General features: G+C 60.0%; 22 protein-coding genes. 11 read left to right on the top strand and 11 right to left on the bottom strand.

Translation table 11 applies throughout. The annotated features are described in order from the left end of the window. Positions 1-11: 11 nt before the first annotated feature. From LIW51_RS21365 to LIW51_RS21345, 5 genes are all read left to right on the top strand, one after another. A complete protein-coding gene (locus tag LIW51_RS21365; protein WP_227377045.1) occupies positions 12-986 on the top strand; it encodes an ornithine cyclodeaminase family protein in 975 nt (324 codons plus the stop codon). A 291-nt stretch (positions 987-1,277) separates the two neighbouring features. Beyond that, the gene (locus LIW51_RS21360; RefSeq protein WP_227377044.1) at positions 1,278-2,144 is read left to right on the top strand and encodes a ParA family protein; all 867 of its coding nucleotides are present in this window, start codon (positions 1,278-1,280) and stop codon (positions 2,142-2,144) included. Continuing rightward, on the top strand, positions 2,141-2,512 hold the full coding sequence (locus LIW51_RS21355; protein ID WP_227377042.1) for a DUF7970 domain-containing protein: 372 nt from the start codon (positions 2,141-2,143) through the stop codon (positions 2,510-2,512). The genes LIW51_RS21360 and LIW51_RS21355 overlap by 4 nt, the downstream gene beginning before the upstream one ends. A 326-nt stretch (positions 2,513-2,838) precedes the next feature. After that, entirely contained in the window at positions 2,839-3,393 is a 555-nt protein-coding gene (locus LIW51_RS21350; protein ID WP_227377041.1) for a class I SAM-dependent methyltransferase, read from the top strand. A 1-nt stretch (position 3,394) separates the two neighbouring features. Beyond that, positions 3,395-4,189 (top strand): hypothetical protein, encoded by a 795-nt coding sequence (locus tag LIW51_RS21345; RefSeq protein ID WP_227377039.1) that lies wholly within the window; start codon positions 3,395-3,397, stop codon positions 4,187-4,189. Positions 4,190-4,195: 6 nt separating this feature from the next. Here the strand turns inward: LIW51_RS21345 and LIW51_RS21340 are convergent, their stop codons facing one another. Then, complete coding sequence (locus LIW51_RS21340) at positions 4,196-4,969, bottom strand: hypothetical protein (RefSeq protein WP_227377037.1); 774 nt, start codon at positions 4,967-4,969, stop codon at positions 4,196-4,198. Between the two features lie 70 nt (positions 4,970-5,039). On the opposite strand from LIW51_RS21340, the gene LIW51_RS21335 reads away from it, so the two are divergent. Next, a complete protein-coding gene (locus tag LIW51_RS21335; protein WP_227377036.1) occupies positions 5,040-6,032 on the top strand; it encodes a S1C family serine protease in 993 nt (330 codons plus the stop codon). 465 nt (positions 6,033-6,497) lie between these two features. Here the strand turns inward: LIW51_RS21335 and LIW51_RS21330 are convergent, their stop codons facing one another. From LIW51_RS21330 to LIW51_RS21315, 4 genes are all read right to left on the bottom strand, one after another. Then, on the bottom strand, positions 6,498-7,739 hold the full coding sequence (locus LIW51_RS21330) for an orc1/cdc6 family replication initiation protein (protein ID WP_227377035.1): 1,242 nt from the start codon (positions 7,737-7,739) through the stop codon (positions 6,498-6,500). A 1,682-nt stretch (positions 7,740-9,421) separates the two neighbouring features. Continuing rightward, complete coding sequence (locus LIW51_RS21325) at positions 9,422-10,228, bottom strand: DUF8054 domain-containing protein (RefSeq protein ID WP_227377034.1); 807 nt, start codon at positions 10,226-10,228, stop codon at positions 9,422-9,424. Between the two features lie 247 nt (positions 10,229-10,475). After that, positions 10,476-11,018 (bottom strand): sensor histidine kinase, encoded by a 543-nt coding sequence (locus tag LIW51_RS21320; RefSeq protein WP_227377033.1) that lies wholly within the window; start codon positions 11,016-11,018, stop codon positions 10,476-10,478. Positions 11,019-11,048: 30 nt separating this feature from the next. Continuing rightward, complete coding sequence (locus LIW51_RS21315) at positions 11,049-11,888, bottom strand: response regulator (RefSeq protein ID WP_227377032.1); 840 nt, start codon at positions 11,886-11,888, stop codon at positions 11,049-11,051. Between the two features lie 204 nt (positions 11,889-12,092). Here LIW51_RS21315 and LIW51_RS39350 point away from each other — a divergent pair, with 204 nt between their 5' ends. Then, complete coding sequence (locus tag LIW51_RS39350) at positions 12,093-12,428, top strand: VOC family protein (RefSeq protein WP_368411858.1); 336 nt, start codon at positions 12,093-12,095, stop codon at positions 12,426-12,428. A 41-nt stretch (positions 12,429-12,469) separates the two neighbouring features. On the opposite strand, the gene LIW51_RS21305 is transcribed toward LIW51_RS39350, so the two are convergent. Further along, positions 12,470-13,273 carry a ferredoxin--NADP reductase gene (locus tag LIW51_RS21305; RefSeq protein ID WP_227377030.1) on the bottom strand — a complete coding sequence of 268 codons (804 nt, stop codon included), beginning with the start codon at positions 13,271-13,273 and terminating at the stop codon, positions 12,470-12,472. 118 nt (positions 13,274-13,391) lie between these two features. Between LIW51_RS21305 and LIW51_RS21300 the strand changes: the two genes are divergently transcribed. After that, a complete protein-coding gene (locus LIW51_RS21300; RefSeq protein WP_227377029.1) occupies positions 13,392-13,766 on the top strand; it encodes a DUF4112 domain-containing protein in 375 nt (124 codons plus the stop codon). Between the two features lie 15 nt (positions 13,767-13,781). Here the strand turns inward: LIW51_RS21300 and LIW51_RS21295 are convergent, their stop codons facing one another. The 3 genes from LIW51_RS21295 to LIW51_RS21290 all read right to left on the bottom strand — a co-directional run bounded on the left by LIW51_RS21295 (position 13,782) and on the right by LIW51_RS21290 (position 15,043). Further along, the gene (locus LIW51_RS21295) at positions 13,782-14,381 is read right to left on the bottom strand and encodes a DUF7344 domain-containing protein (protein ID WP_227377028.1); all 600 of its coding nucleotides are present in this window, start codon (positions 14,379-14,381) and stop codon (positions 13,782-13,784) included. Then, positions 14,378-14,509 (bottom strand): hypothetical protein, encoded by a 132-nt coding sequence (locus LIW51_RS38655; RefSeq protein ID WP_255767520.1) that lies wholly within the window; start codon positions 14,507-14,509, stop codon positions 14,378-14,380. Before LIW51_RS38655 ends, LIW51_RS21295 begins: the two co-directional genes overlap by 4 nt. A gap of 279 nt (positions 14,510-14,788) precedes the next feature. Beyond that, positions 14,789-15,043 (bottom strand): hypothetical protein, encoded by a 255-nt coding sequence (locus LIW51_RS21290; RefSeq protein ID WP_227377027.1) that lies wholly within the window; start codon positions 15,041-15,043, stop codon positions 14,789-14,791. Positions 15,044-15,095: 52 nt separating this feature from the next. Between LIW51_RS21290 and LIW51_RS21285 the strand changes: the two genes are divergently transcribed. Together LIW51_RS21285 and LIW51_RS21280 are read left to right on the top strand one after the other, a co-directional pair. Further along, positions 15,096-15,287 carry a DUF7576 family protein gene (locus LIW51_RS21285; RefSeq protein WP_227377026.1) on the top strand — a complete coding sequence of 64 codons (192 nt, stop codon included), beginning with the start codon at positions 15,096-15,098 and terminating at the stop codon, positions 15,285-15,287. A gap of 83 nt (positions 15,288-15,370) precedes the next feature. Then, complete coding sequence (locus LIW51_RS21280; protein WP_227377024.1) at positions 15,371-15,559, top strand: hypothetical protein; 189 nt, start codon at positions 15,371-15,373, stop codon at positions 15,557-15,559. Here LIW51_RS21280 and LIW51_RS21275 read toward each other — a convergent pair. Continuing rightward, complete coding sequence (locus LIW51_RS21275; RefSeq protein ID WP_227377023.1) at positions 15,525-16,187, bottom strand: uracil-DNA glycosylase family protein; 663 nt, start codon at positions 16,185-16,187, stop codon at positions 15,525-15,527. The genes LIW51_RS21280 and LIW51_RS21275 overlap by 35 nt on opposite strands. Positions 16,188-16,280: 93 nt before the next feature. On the opposite strand from LIW51_RS21275, the gene LIW51_RS21270 reads away from it, so the two are divergent. Further along, positions 16,281-16,655: a hypothetical protein gene (locus LIW51_RS21270; protein WP_227377022.1), complete on the top strand. Its 375-nt coding sequence runs from the start codon at positions 16,281-16,283 to the stop codon at positions 16,653-16,655. A gap of 7 nt (positions 16,656-16,662) precedes the next feature. On the opposite strand, the gene tuf is transcribed toward LIW51_RS21270, so the two are convergent. Continuing rightward, positions 16,663-17,928 (bottom strand): translation elongation factor EF-1 subunit alpha, encoded by a 1,266-nt coding sequence (gene tuf, locus LIW51_RS21265; protein ID WP_227377021.1) that lies wholly within the window; start codon positions 17,926-17,928, stop codon positions 16,663-16,665. Between the last annotated feature and the right edge of the window lie 206 nt (positions 17,929-18,134).

Raw genomic sequence — 18,134 nt, 5'->3', positions numbered from 1 at the left:
GAAACGCCGCCATGGTTCGAATCCTCTCCGACGCCGACGTTGCGTCCCTCCTCGATATCGCGTCTCTGCTACCGGTCGTCCGCGACGCCTTCGTCAAGCAGGGTCGCGGCGAAGTCGAACGCCCCGCCAGACCGCATTTCCCGGTCGGCGCGGGACTCACGGGCGACGACCCGCTCGGAACCGGACTCATCATGCCCGCCTACGTTCACGGGGCAGACCATTACGCCACGAAACTGGTCGCGGTTCACGAGGGGAACGCCAACCGAGGGCGTCCGACCGTCAACGCGCAGATCGCGCTCACGGACGCCGAGACGGGGGAACCGGCCGCCTTCGTCGCCGGGACGAGGATCACGAACGCGAGAACCGGCTGTATCGGCGGACTCTCAGCCGCCGAGCTCGCACAGTCGCCGGTCGAACTCGCGCTCGTCGGTGCTGGAACGCAGGCCCGATGGCAGGCGCGCTGCATCGCCGAAGCGACCGAGCTCGAATCGGTTCGGGTGTACTCGCCGAGCGACTCCAAACGCGAGTGCGCGGCGGAACTCGAATCGGAGCTCGACGTTCCGACGAGAGCGGTCGAATCGCCGCGCGACGCCGTCTCGAACGCGAACGTCGTCGTTACCGCGACGACGGCGACCTCGCCCGTCTTTCCCGGCGACGCGCTCGAACCGGGAACGCTCGTCGTCGCCGTCGGCGCGTACACCGCCGAGATGCGCGAACTCGACCGCGCGACGTTCGAGCGCGCCGACGAGGTCTTAGCCGATGTCCCCGGCGAGGTTGCGGAAATCGGCGATCTGCGGGCGACCGACTTCGCGGAAGACGACCTCGTGCCGCTCTCGGACGTGTTCGACGGACGCCCCGGCCGCGACGCCGAATCCGAAATCATCGTCGTCGAAAGCGTCGGCTCCGCCGTGTTAGACGCCGCCGCGAGCGAGCACGTTCTCGAACGAGCGGAGACGACGGGGAACGGCCGGGACGTAGAGCTGTAGCGAAAGCTGGGGGGTCTTCGTAGGGATATTTCTATGGAGCTATCCGGATAGCTTTCCGGATTCGGGACAGGAGAAAGAAGCGAACTGGCGGACGTTACGGAAAGATATCCAGAGAGCTATCTGAAGAGATAGCTAACTCGCCAGGGAGCCCCACCCGGCAGTGGGACGTAAAACAGGTGAATAATGGCCCCGTATTTCGGATATCTGAAAAGTTATCCAAGATTCTATCCGGACAGATAGCTATCTAGATAGCTATCCGAATAGTTCAACCCAATTGTCTGACGAGATTTTATGAGGGGTAAGCGTATAACGACCGACTGTATGAAACGGGCCATCACACTGTGGAGCGAATCCGGCGGGGTCGGCAAGACGACCATGGCGACCAATGTAGCCGCCGCGCTGGGACGACGAGGCGAACGGGTGCTCGTGATCGACTTGGACCCCCAACTTGGCAGTTTGACCGACCACGTCGGCTACCAAGAGTTGAAGACCGGCGACCGCGACCATCTTGGCCACGTCCTATTGGACGACGAGAAAGACGTTGGCTCGCTCATCGTGGAAGCGGGGGACTTCGACCTGCTGCCGTCTCACGAAGGGCTTGCGAACATTGAAAGCGAGATGGCCGCGCGAAACACCTCGCTTCGAGAGTTTCAACTTCGATCCGCGCTCAAACCCGTCGCGTCGGAGTACGATTACTTCATCATCGACCCGCCCGCGACGCTGAACGTTCTCGTCGACAACGCGCTCGTCGCGGCGCGAAACGTCGTCATCCCCATCGAGCTCACGCGAAAGGGAAGCATCTCCATCGAAGGGCTGGAAGATACGCTCGACAGCATGGAGCGCGGATTCCGGAAGTTCGACGATAGTTTCACGCTCGGAATCCTCGCCGTGGTTCCGAACGAAGTGGGCGATTCCAACATCTACCGAGACACGCGCGAAGAGTTGGAAGCCGACGGGAAACCGGTGACGCCGTTCGGCGTGCGAAAGCGCGACGTGCTGAAAGAGGCGTGGAAGAACCAGATGAACGTGTTCGAGTTCGCGGAGAGCGACGAAACCCGCGACCTGCGCGAGTACGAACACGACCTCCTCTCGAACTTCGTGCATCTCGCCCGGATCATCGAGCACGGAACCGTCGATACGCCGGAGGTCGAAGCATGACCAAAGACGACCGCTACGGTGCGACCGACGACGATTACGGCGACGATCTCGACGGTTACGATTCGGAGACTGCGAGTCCGAACACGGACGCGACGGATTCCGCGACGACCGAACCCGAATCGGCCGCCGATTCGCTCCCGTTCATCTTCGCCCGCAGAACCGTGAAAGCCGATCGGGAAGCGGTACCAGTGTACGTTCAGGACGAGACGGCGGCGGAGATCGGCGACCTCGAACGCGAACTGAGTCAGACATTCGACGGCGACAAGGTGATGGCTCTCGACGTGCGGGAAGCACTCATCCGCGCCGGGCTGGAGAACTCGGACGACGTGCAACGCGTGATGAAAGAGTGGGGGTACGGTCGTCGGTGAAGAAGTAGGCTACGTCTTGCGGATATCTCGATAGCTTTCCGAATATCTATCTACCAAGATGTGTGGAGAGTTGTCGAGTTAGTAAGGCTGGCGAATCAACTTAGTTACTATCCAGAAGAACGGCTTCAGGAGGAGGAATGCCGGGAAGGACAAGCGTACACAGCTGGCCAATTCAGTTCCCTCGACAGGGCGGGCGGTCGACCGACTCATATGGAAAATGTGGCCGTGTCGGCGAACCAATCTGCGTTGACGGTGTCGGTGCCGGACAGCTCACAACTCACTCGAGAAACATTCTTTATTGTGCCAGCGGTCGGAGATAAGACGAGATGGGTTTTCACACGTTCGACCCGGAGAGGGCGAGCAAACTGGAGGACACGGAGCGATATCGGTACGTCTCCCGCGACGAGTTGGTCGGGTATCTCGACGGCTCCGGCGACAATTTCGTCGCCGACCTCGGGAGCGGCACCGGTTTCTACACCGGCGGTGTCGCGCCCTTCGTCCGGAGCGTGTACGCCGTGGACGTGCAGGAAGCGATGCACGACCGATACCGAGAGAAAGGCGTCCCCGAAAACGTCTCGCTCGTCACGGCGGACATCGCCGACCTACCGTTCGAAGACGGCGAACTCGACGCCGCGTTCTCCACGATGACGTTCCACGAGTTCGCCAGCGAGGATGCTCTGGCGGAAGTCGCCCGCGTCGTCCGACCGGGCGGACGTGTAGTCATCGCCGACTGGAGCGCCGAAGGGTGCGGCGAGAACGGGCCGCCGGTCGAGGAGCGCTACGATCTCGAAACGTCGCACGAGCTAATCGAGTCCGCCGAGTTCGAGATTCAATATGGAGTTGAACGACCGGAGACGTTCGTTCTCGTCGCGCTGCGATGAGATGAATCGTCGATCCCTGCTCAGCGTGCTGGCGCTGGCTTCGAGCGCGGGGTGCGTCGAACATCCCCTCCCGACGCTCCGCGGCGACGTGACGCGAAAACGAGTCGTCGGCCCAGCGGGAGCGCTGCTTGTCGTTACGGAAGACGATATCTCGGTAGAAAGCGCACGACTCGCGGGTGACTTTCCGCGTGAGCGAGAGCGAGAGCGTGGCAACACCTCCATCACCGGAAAACAATTCGAAAAACTCCCGCAAGTTGAGTTTCGTGTGATGATTCGGCACGGAAATAGAAGCTATGTCGACGATATCGAATCGGGCGAAACGGGGGAGTATCGAACGAATCGAAGTGTGTTCAACCGACTGATGGCCGCCGACCGAATCGAGTTCCAAATCGACCTGGTGAACCGACCGTCGCTGCTCACGCTGAGTCGCGTGGTTCGAACGGGACGAGTCGAACGAAAGTGGATCGTCGGGACACACAGGAAGGAGCCGGAAGGCGGACGAAAACGACCGAAGCAATACGAGTTGTTGAACGACTCCGAGGACGAAATCGAGGCGAACCGGTCGGTTCTCGACGCCGAGCGAACGGTGGGGGCGAAAGTCGGTGCGAAGTTACGGAAACGGTTCGATACTCTCGGCTACCATCTCGCTATCGAACACGACGGGCGTCGACAAATCTATCGGACGAAACGACCACAGTTCAATAGGGCCCAGGTCGGAGGACAAAGGACGTTCGAGGTGGACGGCGAGTACGGTGGGCAGTTAGTTCGGTACCTCTCACGGGAGAGTGGGAGGTGATAAATCTCATTTCGCTATATTATTCTGGAGTCTCGTTCTCCGAGCGTCTCGGCGTCGAAAAAATGATGCTCGTTTCTTGACTCGTTTGCGGTCATCGGCGGCGGCCCGTCGTTGGGAACTGTTCCCGCGCCGACTTCCGTATCGGCGGTCGCGCTCGTCGCCGCCGCGTTCACCGCCGTACTGTACCTCCTCGTGGGGTTCGTTTTGCTCGGTGTCGCCGTGTCGGTGGTGGCTTCCTCGTTGTCCACCGAGACGGCCCGCGATTCCCGTTTCGCGGTGACTCCCGGCGCTGACTTCCATCGTGGGGGTTTCCGGCCTCGGCCGTCGAACGCGAGGGGCGGCGCGTATCGAAACGATCCGACGCCTGACGACTAGCTCGGTCGGAGGTGCCCTCGTCGAATCGCCGCCCACCTCGAACGTAGCGGCTGGATTCGTGACGGTCATGGGATTCACGCTCAGAGTCGTCCCGCTCGTGCTCTCGTGGTTTTCTCGTCCGTAGGTCGTCCCGTTTACCACCGTATCGCGGAACGGGATTCTGGTCGCTCCGGTCGTCCCGGTCGGTTTGGTTCCTCTGATCGTCTCGCTCAGTTCGATTTCTCTGGTCGTTCCGATCGTGCGACATCGGATTACACCAGAGAGGAGTTCGGCGTGCAGTTCCTTTGGCGTGGTGGCGCTCCGTCGAATCGCGGTTACGGCGACCGGTTCCGGTAGCGCTCGGCAGGCTCTAACAACTCCAATGACGTAGTGGTCAGAGCACCCAGATGTTACCGAGTGACACACTTAACCGTCTTCGGCCCTAACCTCAGGTAAGTCCGGTCGTCGGAACGAAACCCCGCGGTCGGAATGGAGCATGAGCAAGGAGAAAACGTACGAGCAGTTGTACACCGAAACCATCCCCTCCGTCGTCTCCGTCTACGTCACGCCGCGAAACGTCGCCGGACGGGCGCGGTCGGGCGCGGGGTCGGGATTCGTCTACGACCGCGAGGGGCACGTCGTCACGAATCATCACGTCGTGAGCGGTTCCGATGAAGTGGAACTCAGATTCAGCCAGGGCGACTGGCGATCCGGAGGGGTAGTCGGCCGGGACATCGACACCGACCTCGCCGTGGTGCAGGTAGCCGACCTGCCGGAGTACGCGAACCCGCTCCCGGTGGCGGCGGACGAACCGAAACCAGGCCAACGAGTCGCCGCCCTCGGGAACCCGATGGGTCTCGACGGAACCATTACCACGGGCATCGTCAGCGGGACGAATCGCTCGCTTCCCACCGGCAACGGGTTCGCCATCCCCGATACGGTGCAGACCGACGCCGCCATCAACCCCGGAAACAGCGGCGGTCCGCTCGTGACGCTCGACGGCGAAGTCGTCGGTGTCAACCGTGCTCGGCAAGGCGACAACATCGGATTCGCCATCTCGGCTGCTATCGTCGGGCGCGTCGTTCCCGACCTGATCGCCGACGGTTACTATCGGCATCCGTACCTTAAGGTATCGACACTGGACGTCTCCCCGCTCGTCGCGGAAGCGAACGGTCTGGCGGAGACGGGCGGCGTCCTCGTCGTCGACGTGCGCCTCGGCCCGGCGAGCGGTGCCCTCGTGGGCTGCGAAGCGGTTCGAGTGCTCCGGGGACGCGAGATTCCGGTCGGCGGGGACGTCATCGTCGGCGTGGACGACCGGGCCGTCCGCTCCCACGAGGAACTGATGCGATACCTCATCACGGAAACCCATCCTGGCGAGGTGGTCGAGGTCAAACTCGTCCGAGACGGGCGACGAACGACCGAACCGGTGACCCTCGGAGAACGACCGAAGAACTCCGGGCATGATGGCGTCAGCGTCATCGTAGAGTGATTTTGAGCGGAGAAAACAACGGAAGCGGTGGTGTTAATTCGAACTGGCGATCATTTCGGAAACAACGGAAATAGTGGTGTTCGATGGTGATCAAAGTGCCAGCGAGGACGAACGACGGGTGAACGATGGGCGAACGACGGACGTGAACGGCGAGTAAAGCGAACGGTGTCCGTGGCTGAATCTGGTCGCGAGTACGGGTCGAACAGCGGAAACGGCAGGGTTATCGAAAGAAGAGTCATTCGTGAGCTGTTCGTCGGCGAGCGGAGTTTTGCCGAACAGTCATCGAAAATTGGAATTCGAAAACAGCAAAAACAGCGGAAATGGTGGTGTCTGACGCCCCGCCGTCCGGGAAAAATCATGAGTAAGCCTCGTGGCGATGGGCAAACCCGGCGTTGGTGGTTAATCGGTGTTGATGGTCAACCAGGGTTGAATCATTCTGTGCTGGTGGTCAACTCGTGCTGCCGGTTAGCTATCGTTTTCTTCGACGAGCGATTGGTAGTACGGGCGGATGCTCTCGTGGACGCCGGCGAGTTCGATGGTCTCTTCGAGTGCACTGACGACGAGTTGCAGGTCTTGTTTCAGGGCGTGTTCGCGGTACTTCCCACCCGACATTCCCTCGTTTTTCTCCGTCGAGGAGATGACGCCGAGCATGGCGAGGTCGGCGAGGTGGTCGCGCATTCGTCTGCTGGTGAGCGCTTCGGTACCGATGTGGTTGCACAATTGTTCGTAGCGCGGACGGATGTCGCGCGACCGGGCGGGGGTGTTTCCCTCGGCTTCGATCGACGTGAGCGCGTAGAGGATGAGGCGGGCGTGTTGCGTGAGATCCGCGACGCCCTCCATGATTCGGTCGCGTTCGAGCTTCCGCCGCGCCTCTTGGACGTGCTGGTCGACCACCTGTTCCGCGGCGTCTTTCCGCGCGAGGTCACCGGCTTCGAGGAGCAAGTCGAGGGCTTGCCTGGCGTCACCGGCATCCTGTGCGCCGTAGGCGGCACAGAGCGGAATCACGTCCTCCGCGAGCGCGCTCTCGTGGAACGCGACTTGGTCGCGCTGGCGAAGCACCTTCTGGAGTTCCGTCGCGTTGTACGGCGGAAACGAGACCTCCTTCTCGCAGAGCGACGAACGAACCTTCGCCGACAGGGAATCGCGGAACGAGAGGTCGTTGCTAATTCCGATGAGACCGATTTTGGCGTGTTCGAGGTAACCGTTGCTCCGAGCGCGCGGAATCTGGTAGAGGATAGAGTTGTCGTTGATGTGGTCGACCTCGTCGAGGACGATGATGATGGTTCCACCGACCTTGTCGAGTTCGTCCCACAGGAAGCTGTAGACCTGCGCTTGCGGGTAGCCGGTGTTGCTGATCTGGTCGGCGGGGTCGCGGAGCGTGTTGACGAGTCGAACCGCGACCTGATAGCTCGAATTGAGCCCGTCGCAGTTGATCTCGATGACGGAAAGCGAGATATCGTCGTACCGGGCGGCGTCCTCTTGGAGTTGTTTGAGCAGGAATCGCGTCGCCGCGGTCTTCCCGACGCCGCTTTTCCCGTAGAGAAAGATGTTCGACGGGGCTTCGCCGTTGATGATCGGCTGGAGCGCGGCGTGGTACTCCTCTAACTCGTCGTCCCGACCGACGAGATTGTTGGGAGTGTACTCCTCCAAGAGGGCGTCTCGATTCTTGTAGAGGGAGTTATCTCGGTCGAAACTGAACGATGACATTACCGAACTCTTTCACCGAACAGTATATAAAACTGGGGCGTCCGTTGTTTCTTCTGTCTCCCGATGTTTAAATATCTGCGTGGTTGGAAGGAGTGCGTTGTTTCCGATGTCCGTACTCGGATTCGATGGTCTGGTTCGAGGTTCGTCTTCCTCGATGGTCGTAATTTCTAACGGTCGCGATTCTCCAACGGTGTGTGATTGAGGAAGTACGAACACGGCCGATTTCGCTCGACCATCGACTGACGGGAAGGGAAGAACAGCGGAAACGGTGGGGTAAACGCAGGATGGAGAGAGGGGGAGAAAGGACTAAAACGGTTGTATGGAGATGGACGCGAGAGAATTCCGAAGTCTAGCGTTTGCCCGATACTTCGGGTTCGTCCCAGGATTTATAAACACACACCCACCCCACGATTTCCTGTGTTTGGTAGGGGTGTAGTGTAATAGCAGAAAAGAGACTCTAATGAGTCGATAGTTTTATCATCCACTCCGTTTAACCTTACCCGTGGTACTAGAACAAAGGATTGGTTGAACTCAGTTCAACTATAATCCTGTTTTTTCGGCGTTGTTTTGCTACTGTTTTCGTTGGTAGTTCCCCCGACTTCGTTTCCCGTCGATGTGTACTCCATATTCCCGTTGTCGAATCGAAGGATGAAGTCTCCACCCACCTACTGACGGCAATTCGGCATTTGACCCCTCTTTCCTACTTCTTCGTTTCGAATTCGACTACTCGCTCTCCCAAGATCCGTCGCTGCTTTTCCCCTTTACCGATAGACAAGAACAACGGAAACGATGGGGTGGGTGTCTGAGAGCCGGTGTCCACAAGAAGCGAACGGTAGCGAGACACTTCACTCATCGAAGTCCGATTTCCGTCGTTCACTCCACCCGTCCAAACAGCGGAAATCACGGGGTCTCTGTCCCATCGAAGTCGCCCATCACCACGCGCTCGCATGGCTCGTCGGCGGAGATTCGATAGTAGAAGACGGAGAATGACAGACACTCTTTCGGGGGTGACGAACGATGTTTGACTCGGGTCCGGTTCGGGAAACAGCGGAAACCACGGGGTCGATTCGATACGAGAATAGATACGCTACAGATGCGAACCGCTCGGACGTGGTCGATGCCGATTTAGACGCAGACGTGCTCTCCCATCGACGAACCGGCCGGAACTCTTCCATCGAGTTCAAACAGCCTCCGTCGTTATCCGAGCGTCTCCACGTGACCCAACCGCTCGCTCATCCACCTCTATCGACGCTCGAATCGTCAGAAGACCGTCCTTCGGTGATTTCGTCTCCGCCAAAACACCGGAAATGGTGGTGTCCGACGAAAGCCGAACTTACACGTCGGTTGACTGAAACTCGACTTCATCGCACGTTCCGCAACCGTCCGAACCGGAGGGATCGAGGTAATCAAAGGAATCGAAGAAACCAGTGTATCAGAGTAATTCAATATCCCCGTCGAGTGACTTTGCTCCGCGCCGAAACAACGGAAATCGCGGTGTTGCGGTCTCGGCCGCTGCTCCTTTGGAACGGCACTCGGAATCGCTCCTTCAGAACCACTCCCCCGGAATCGCGATCTCGAGACTACTATCTTTGCTCTCTCGAATCGAGCGGACGATTTCGACCCGCGGCACGCGCCGACGAGACGGTTCGAAGTCGATTCGAGAACGACTCGAACTCCCCGAATTATCGGTTCTGTTCGACTTCCAAAATACGTGCGTCACAGCCCTCACAGGTCGCGGCCACGACCTCCATCGAGCGACAGCAGGACTCGACTGTCTCTTGTTCCGCCGTGATAGTACCGCCGCACTCCGGGCAGGTTTCGAGGAAGATACGGAGACCACTCAGGATACGACTCTGGTTATCTACGGTGAGTTCGTCCCAATCGTCGTATCGGTCGCCGAGTACGCGAGCAGCGGCGAGGTCGGCGACTAGCGCGGCGCGGGACTCCCACTGCCCGAGTCGTCGGCCGTCGATTCGTGCGAGGAAAGCGTTGTCGTGTTCTTCGAACTCCAGATTCGCCTCGTCGGCGTCGAGGATGCGGCTCAGGTCGCTCTTCTCGGCACCTTCCTCCATGACGCGCTCCATGGTGTCGTGCCAAGTCGTTCGAAATTCCTCGTCGAGACAGAGGTCGTCGATCTCCTCGCACGAGGCGATTACGTTCGCTTCGGTGAGCACTTCCTCCGGTTCGCGGTCGGTCTCCTGCGGAGCTGGCGTCGCCGTTTCGTGCTTGTCGAACAGTCGCAGCAGCCGGTTGGGGAAGTATCTCTTCGTGAGCGTCGGCGTCCCGGGTACGAAATACCCGCGAAGATAGATCGCCGCCAGACTGAAAGCGAAGAAGACAACGCCGAGGAGCGGCGTGACGAACGTCAAACCAGCACTGACGAAGACAGCCATCGTCACGTTGACTATCGTACAGGGGGTACAGCGGTTCTTCCCCGTGTACTCCGGCTGTCGGAAACGGTCGACGAATCTCGGGAATTCCGTACTCATTTCGTTCACTACGATTCCGCTTCACCAATATATACTTATTGTTGAACATGGATGAAAAAAGGCGGCGTGTCGCACCTCGACGACGCTCTATACGTAAGATAGCGATTTCCTTTTTCGTCGTTCCCATCCTCCTACTCTCGTCGTTCGGACGGTTCCGCACGCGGAAGGCGAATTGTCACGGCGCTCCCTCGCGGTTGGTTCGTGTTGAATGTGAGTTCACCGCCGAACTTACCGACGACCCAATTCGTCAACCCCAGACCGAGTCCGCTCCCGTGCTGGAGTGCCGTCTCCCGCCCTCGCTGAGCACCGACTGTTCTTCCTTCGGAATCCCCGGACCGTCGTCGGTGACTGTTATCTCTATCCACTTCCTTCGGTTCGACTCGACAGTCGCCGCCGCGATAGTCACGACCGGGCTTTCCCGGTCGTTGTGCTGGACCGCGTTTTCCAGTATCTCGTTTACGACGGTGTCGAGCGTCTTGTCCCCGTACACCCAAGAGACGTCTGGTAGGTCGGCGGTGAGTCCCACGTCCGGATACGATTCTCGGGGGTAGGAACAGGCGCGTTCGACGATACCCGTGATTTCGATGGCAGTCCTCGTTCTGCTCTTTCTGTCGAGCGTCTTCCCTATCTCGTGGGCCTTCTCACTGACGTCGATCGGTTCGGTCGCTTTCCGTTTTATTATCTCGGCGCTCTCCGCTGTCTCCGGAATTGATTCCACGAGGTTGTCCGCGTGCCCGAGTACGACGTTCAGGTCGTTCCGGAGGATGTGACGGAGGATACGGATGAACACCTGAAGCTGCTATTCCCGGTGGAGCAACTCCTATCGCGTTCGGATCGAATTTATCGCGTACGCGATGCTGTTTCCGAACTTCGAGAGAACGCGCTGTTCGGTTTCGTCGAACGCGTGCGGGTGGTCGGCGTACACGTTTAGCACGCCGTAGACGGAGGCTTCGTACCGGAGCGGAATCGCGGCTCTAGAGCTGCGGTCGCGTTCGAGCGCCTGCTCTCTCCACTTCTCGGACGAGTCGTCTACGTTCTGGATGATCTGTATCTCCCCGAGTTCGACGGCCCGCGAGGAGGATCTGGACTCGTCTCCCGCCCTTCCATCGCGAAACACGGCGTCGAGATACTCCGCCTCGGTTCCGATGGAAACGCGCGGAACGACCTTCCCGCCGTCCACCTTCCCTATCCACGCAAAGAGATACGATTCCGAATCCGCGAGACGTTCGCAGACGGACTCTTCGATCTCTTCGCGGGTCGTCGCTTCGAGAAGTGACTGGCTGACGTCCCATATCAGGTCGTTGATGTCGATCTGCCTGCGGACGGCCCGCTCGGTGCGTCGATGCGAGACGGCGTTTTCGATTCGATTTGCGAGCACGACGAACTGGCGTCGGCCCGTTCCCTTCCGGAGATAGTCGGTGACACCAGCCGAAATCGACTCGCTCGCCGTCTTCTCGCTACCGCCTCCGGTCATGAGGATGACCGGAATCTCTGAGTGCTCCCGCCTGACGGCATCGAGCAGTTCGAGTCCGTTCATCTCCGGCATCTCGTAGTCACTGACGACGCAGTCGAACTGCTCTCGTTCGAGTCGGGCGAGGGCCTCCTTCCGGTGATTCTCGGTGTGAACCGTCACGTTAGGGGGGTTCTTCCCTGAGGACATTCGACGCGACCGTCGCGAAGAACTCGTTATCTTCGACGTGCAACACCCGGAAAGGGCGACCTTTCATTCTACACTACAGGTCTTGAAGATGACTGATGAATAACTTTGTTCTGTTCCTCGCTTCTCACTTGGTAGTATAAACCGATGGTCACTGATGATCCTCTCTCTCGGCTTAAGCGCATTTAAGCACATCTACCCCTCGACATTTCCGACCTTGAAGCGTCGGTTCAGTTCTCCGAAACGGGTCTCGAACTTCCGATACGAGAACGAGCGGACGACCCTCTGGTCCCCTTCTTCGAACTAGCGGGAACGTGGCTCGCACTCTATCCCCGCGAACTGCTCGCCGAGGACACGACCAACTCCCCCGATGGAAGCGGGTTCGAGGGGGGTACCCTCGCTCACAACGTCGAATCGAAGACGAGCGTGGACGCGGCTCTCGACGAGGCGGTCGCGTCGGGCGCGGAGCCAGTCAAACCGGCACGAGATACCGATTGGGGCGGCTACGCCGGCTACTTTTCCGACCCAGACGACCACCTCTGAGAGGTCACGTGGAATCCTCACTGGGGGTTCGACGAGTCCAACTAATCTCCAGACACCGCGTCGCCTTCCCATCCTTCGCTGTACACCGACTCGTCGGGAACTTCGATGGCCGCGAGTTTCTCCTTCGTTTCGACGACCATCTCCGGCACGCCGCAGACGTAGAACTCAGTCGCTTCGGGGTCGGGAACCACCGCTTCGACGTGATCTTGGACGTGTCCAGTTCTCCCTTCCCACTCTGTTTCGGAGAGCGAGTAGGCCACGGTGAGGTTCTCGTGTTCCGATTCTAACTGGTCGAGCGTCTCACGATACATGATGTCCTCCTGCGTCTTCTCGCCGTAGAGGAAGGTCGCCCGCCCCTCGCCCGCTCGAAGATATTGTTTCAGCATCGCCATCATCGGCGTAATACCGGTGCCGGTCGAGACGAACGCAACGTCCGATTTGAGATTTCGGAGGTAGAGGTTCCCGCCGAGGTCTTCGATTCGAATTGTATCGCCGGGTTCCCGGTCGTGCATGTACACCGATGCGGTGCCGTCGTCGTACCGCTTTATCGCCAGCGTGATGCTGTTCGTTCCCGGAAGCGACGTCGCGGTGTAGGGACGAACTACCTCGTCGTCCGCGTCATCTTCCTCATTCTCGCTGTTCTCGCCACCTTCTCTCCCCTCGTCGTTTCCATCGCCCGATTCGTCCTCGCCGTTCCCGTCACCGTCTCCGTTCTCCGCTTCTCGTTCGAAGTGGAGGTGCGTGTGCTGGCCGGGTTCGAAATCGAACGGTTCGTCGTCGACCAGTCGGAACTGTTTCACTCGCGGCGTCATCTGATGTATCGACGCGATTTCGACCTCTCGCATGGGCGACGAAAAGTCCGTGCGGCCCGTAAACGAACTGGCCGAGGAACCACCGGCCCGGAGCGGGCGGACTCCACGGAAAGGCCGGAGGGCATAACTGCGCCGGAGACGGAGCTATTTCATGGCAGACCTCTCCGACCTCCCCGCCGACTTGCCCCGGAACAAGCGTCGTTCCATGCGGCGAGTACGGATGGTGAGCAACCTGCTGGACGAGGCGTTCCGCGTCCCCGGCACGAACTTCCGATTCGGTCTCGACCCGGTTCTCGGCATCCTTCCGGTCGGCGGCGACGCCGCCGGCGCGCTCATCTCGCTCTACATCGTCGGGGAAGCGTATCTGATGGACGTTCCCCGGCACGTTCTCGCGCGAATGATAATGAACGTCGCCATCGACGCCTTCGGCGGGTCGATACCCATCCTCGGGTCGCTCTTCGACGCCACGTGGAAGGCGAACCGACGCAACCGCGAACTGCTCGAAAAACACGTCGAACGCTACTGAGGGCTCGCCGTTCGTTTACGTCTCGCTCGTGAGGAGCTGGGCGATCGAAACCGCCGCGAACGCGGCGACGAGAACCACGCCCCAGACCAGATCGGGAATCAGCGAGACGGGAGGGACGCCGAGCCACGCTGCCGCCGCCGTCAGCACCCCGATGGTGGTGATGCGGCGGTAGTAGCTGAACCATGGGTCTTCATCGTCGGTTTCTGACTCGGCTGCCCGCTCGATTTCCTCCGCGTTCTTTCCTGGGAGGTCGAGATATGGATCGAACTGGTCGGCCAGCGGGCCGCGCTCGACGATGCCGCGACTCTTCTCGTACTCGATGATACCCTCGCTCTCCAACTTTGGGAGATGTGATTGGTACAGTGCGATGTAGACGCGCTGGCGCTCGTCGGAGGTGAGCGCTTGGAGCGTCGTGTCGTTCTCCCACGCCGCCACCTGCTCGGCGACATCGCGCATCTCGACCGGGCCGTCCGTCCCCTTCAGGTAGCGCAGGGCGTACCGACGGCGTTGGGTCTGGAGGATGTGGAATATCTTATCGCGCGATAAGGGTTCCGGATGTTCCGTTTCGGTACCCCCGAATCCGTCGGTCGCTGCCGAGTTGGATTCGGCACTCATCGTTCTGCGGTTTGGTATGCGTCGCTTTCTCCTCGTCGTCGGTCGTTCAAGCCGGGATTGCCGTCACCGTTTCTCGTTCGGTATCCTTCTCCTCCCGGTAATCGGTCGTTTCGTTGCTCGCGTGCCATGTACTTCAATATAACCGGTGCATTTTAAAAAGGTACTGGGTTCGCGTCGACGGTAAACGGCTCGTTTACGTTTCATCCACATTTCAACTGCTCGGCGGTAGTTCCACGTCCGTGAACGTTCTCTACGCCGAGTCCGTCACAGGGCTTTTAATATCTCGAAAGCGAAGTTTTCTCCGACGATGGCGAGTTTCGATAGGGGAGAGTATCGACGGGTCGTTCGTCGGTTCTCGAATGACGTTCACGAGCGGATGGCCGCCGGGATGAGCATGCACTCCGCCTCTACCGCTTGGTCGGCGAGTGCGTCGTCGACCTCTGGAACCGCGAGGTGTCGCTTCGTATCTGTGAACTCTCCGAGCGCGACCGGAGATCGACGTGGTGGCCGAGGTGGTTGCCGAAGACGCAAGCGACACGCACGCAGACTACGAGGTGTATATTCGAGCGATGGCGTTCTCCGTTCTCTCGTAGGACGTCCGCGAGATGGTCGAGAGCACCGTTCGGATAGATGCCGAAGTACCGGACTCCCGCGACGCTCACGAACTTCCCGAGTAGGCAATACACTTACCCATTATGAGGCCGTCTTTCCGTTATGTCCGACTCGGATCGCGCTGACGAGGAGTTCTCCCCCTGCGCTAACTGCGGAACCCTCATCGATCTCGCCGACTTCCACTCTACTGTGATCGTCGAGCGCAGCGTCACCGCCGACGAAACCGAACGAGTGACGCTCCATTTCTGTAGCGACGACTGCTTAGAAGAGTGGACGGGGCCACTACCGGAGTGACTGGCAACACGATTCTCGGGTAACCGGAACGTACCGTAAAAACGCTCTTACTACTTTACCCGCTTTCGAGTCCTTCTCCCCGTATGGAGCTTCCGCGCCCCGAATCGCCGTGGAAACGCGCCGCGCTCGTCGTGGGTGCCGTCGTCGGATTCCTCGTGCTCTCGCTCATCGGCTTGCCCGTCGTGCTGCTCGCCGTTGAGTTCGTCGTCGGAACCGCGGCGACGGTCGTCTCGATAATCACCGAACCTCGTAGGGGTCGGCGTCCGGCATGAATCGCCCCAAATCGACCGTCTGCTGGTAGTCCGAGGCGAGGATGGCGTTCAGCCTCGCTCGGAGTCGGTCGGCGTCGCGCGGCCCCCACTCGCGCGGGTCACGAATCGGCACGACGAGAAATCCACGACCCTTGATCTCCTGCGCGTGGATCGACTCCATGTCGACGTCGTACTTCTCGGCTTTTGCGGTGAACTCCCGGAAGACGTGTTCGGTCGCGCGTTCGCCGACCGGAAGCAGGACGTGCGCCGCGATGGCCCGGAGTTCCGCGTCGAAAAATCGCTCCATGTCGGCGTACTCCGCCGGGGTAGGTTCCCGACCGTCGGGCGGACAGCACATGTGGAGGTAGCTCGCGAACAGGTTCGCCACCGCCGGTTCGTCGCTGTAGGCGTCCCCTAGAAAACCCGCGTCGTTCAGCACCGGCTGGAGTTTCTCGCCGACCTCGCTTCCGGTGAAAGGGACGCCGGTCTCGGCTCCGCCGTGGACGCCCGGGTGGTCCCCGACGACGTGGAAATCGGCGTTCGCGTCGCCGTAGCCGAACACTGCATGCGCTCCGCCTGGGATACACTCGTACTCGCAGGGGGGACGCATTCCGAACGGATTGCTCGTTCTGTCCGTGACGTTCTGCACGGGACTTCGTAACACCGTGACCGTTAAAGGCGACGCGGTTTTCGGCTCGAATCGGCCGGTCGGTTTACGGGAATCGAAGTCGAACTGTTTGGAATGTCGAACACTGACAGCGGTTCGATAGAACTATCCCGACCGGAGGCGAGAACGATCATCTCGGCGCTCTCGGAGTTCCAGACCGCGGCCGGGGGGAGCGGGGGCGAGCGAGCCCTGAACGTCAGAGAGCACGTGAAAGAGGAGTTCGGTTTCGAGGAGGAGGAGACGCCGAGCGCGCTGTTCGAGCGATTCGGCGAAGGATTCTTCGATGACACCAGCAGCGAGACCGACAAGTTGTCCGACCGGGAGGCGGAGACGGTCGTCTCCGCGCTCTCGTCGTTCGAGAACGAAGCGCCCGACGAAAACCGCAAGACGCTCCGCGACGTTCGACGCCGGTTTGAAAACGAGTTCGGCGTGAACAGTGAAGGGATGTAGTCCCGGCCTACTTCTCGTTCACTTCCAGCACCCGCCCCGCAGCAATAGTCTGTCCCATGTCGCGCACCGCGAAACTCCCCAGTTCGGGAATCTCAGAGGACGGCTCGATGGAGAGCGGTTTCTGCGGTCTGACGGTCACGACCGCCGCGTCGCCGCTCTGAATGAAGTCGGGATTCTCCTCCTCGACCTCGCCGCTCGCCGGGTTGATCTTCTGGTCGATGGCTTCAATGGTGCAGGCGACCTGCGCTGTGTGGGCGTGGAAGACCGGCGTGTAGCCCGAGGTGATGACCGAGGGGTGTTGCATCACGACGATCTGGGCTTTGAACGTCTCCGCGACCTTCGGCGGGTCGTCCGCCGGGCCAGCCACGTCACCGCGCCGAATGTCGTTCTTGCCAACGCCGCGGACGTTGAACCCGACGTTGTCGCCCGGTTCAGCTCGCGGCACCTCCTCGTGGTGCATCTCGATGGTCTTCACGTCCCCGCTCACGTCGCTCGGTTGGAAGGAGACGGTGTCGCCCGTATTCAGCGTCCCCGTCTCGACGCGCCCGACCGGGACGGTTCCGATACCGGAAATGGTGTAGACGTCCTGAATCGGCAGGCGGAGCGGCGCGTCGGTCGGCGGTTCCGGTTCGGGCAGATTGTTCAACGCTTCGAGGACGACGGCTCCGTCGTACCACGGCGTGTTGTCGCTGTGGTCGACGACGTTGTCCCCCTCCAGCGCCGATACCGGGATGAACTCGGCGTCCTCGGTGTCGAAGCGAACTTGGTTCAACAGGTCTTTCACCTCCGCGACCACCTCGCGGTAGCGGTCTTCGTCGTAATTGACCGCGTCCATCTTGTTCACAGCGACGATGAGTTCGTTGATGCCGAGCGTGCGGGCGAGGAAGACGTGCTCTTGGGTCTGCGGCTGGACGCCGTCGTCCGCGCCCACCACGAGCACCGCGTTGTCGGCTTGGCTCGCGCCCGTGATCATGTTCTTCACGAAGTCGCGGTGACCCGGCGTATCGACGATGGTGAAATAGTACTCGTCGGTGTCGAACTCCTGGTGGGCGATGTCGATGGTGACGCCGCGCTCGCGCTCCTCGGCGAGGTTGTCCATCACGTAGGCGAACTCGAAACCGCCTTTGCCCTTCTCCTCGGCTTCCTTCTTGTGCTGTTCGATGACGTGCTCCGGGACGCTCCCCGTCTCGAAGAGGAGTCGTCCGACTAAGGTGGACTTTCCGTGGTCGACGTGGCCGATGATGGCTAGGTTCTGGTGTGGTTTGTCTGGCATATCCCCATTCCCCGTAACTAATGTTCTCGTTCGCCAGCCACAAAAACAGTTGCGCCGAAATCGTCTGTTTCCCGTCCTATGAACGTCGAATTAATTCGCTGGCGGATACCACTATTTCCGGAGGAGTATTTATAATTAAAACGTGATGGTAACAATATATCATATGTCATCGCTCTCTCGTCGCATGGTTCTTCGGCTCGGCGGTG

It is taken from the genome of Haladaptatus halobius (genome assembly GCF_020618475.1).
Classification (GTDB): Archaea; Halobacteriota; Halobacteria; order Halobacteriales; family Haladaptataceae; genus Haladaptatus; species Haladaptatus halobius.
The sequence above is the reverse complement of the archived record's forward strand: the minus strand, read 5'-3'. Positions and strand labels throughout refer to the sequence as shown.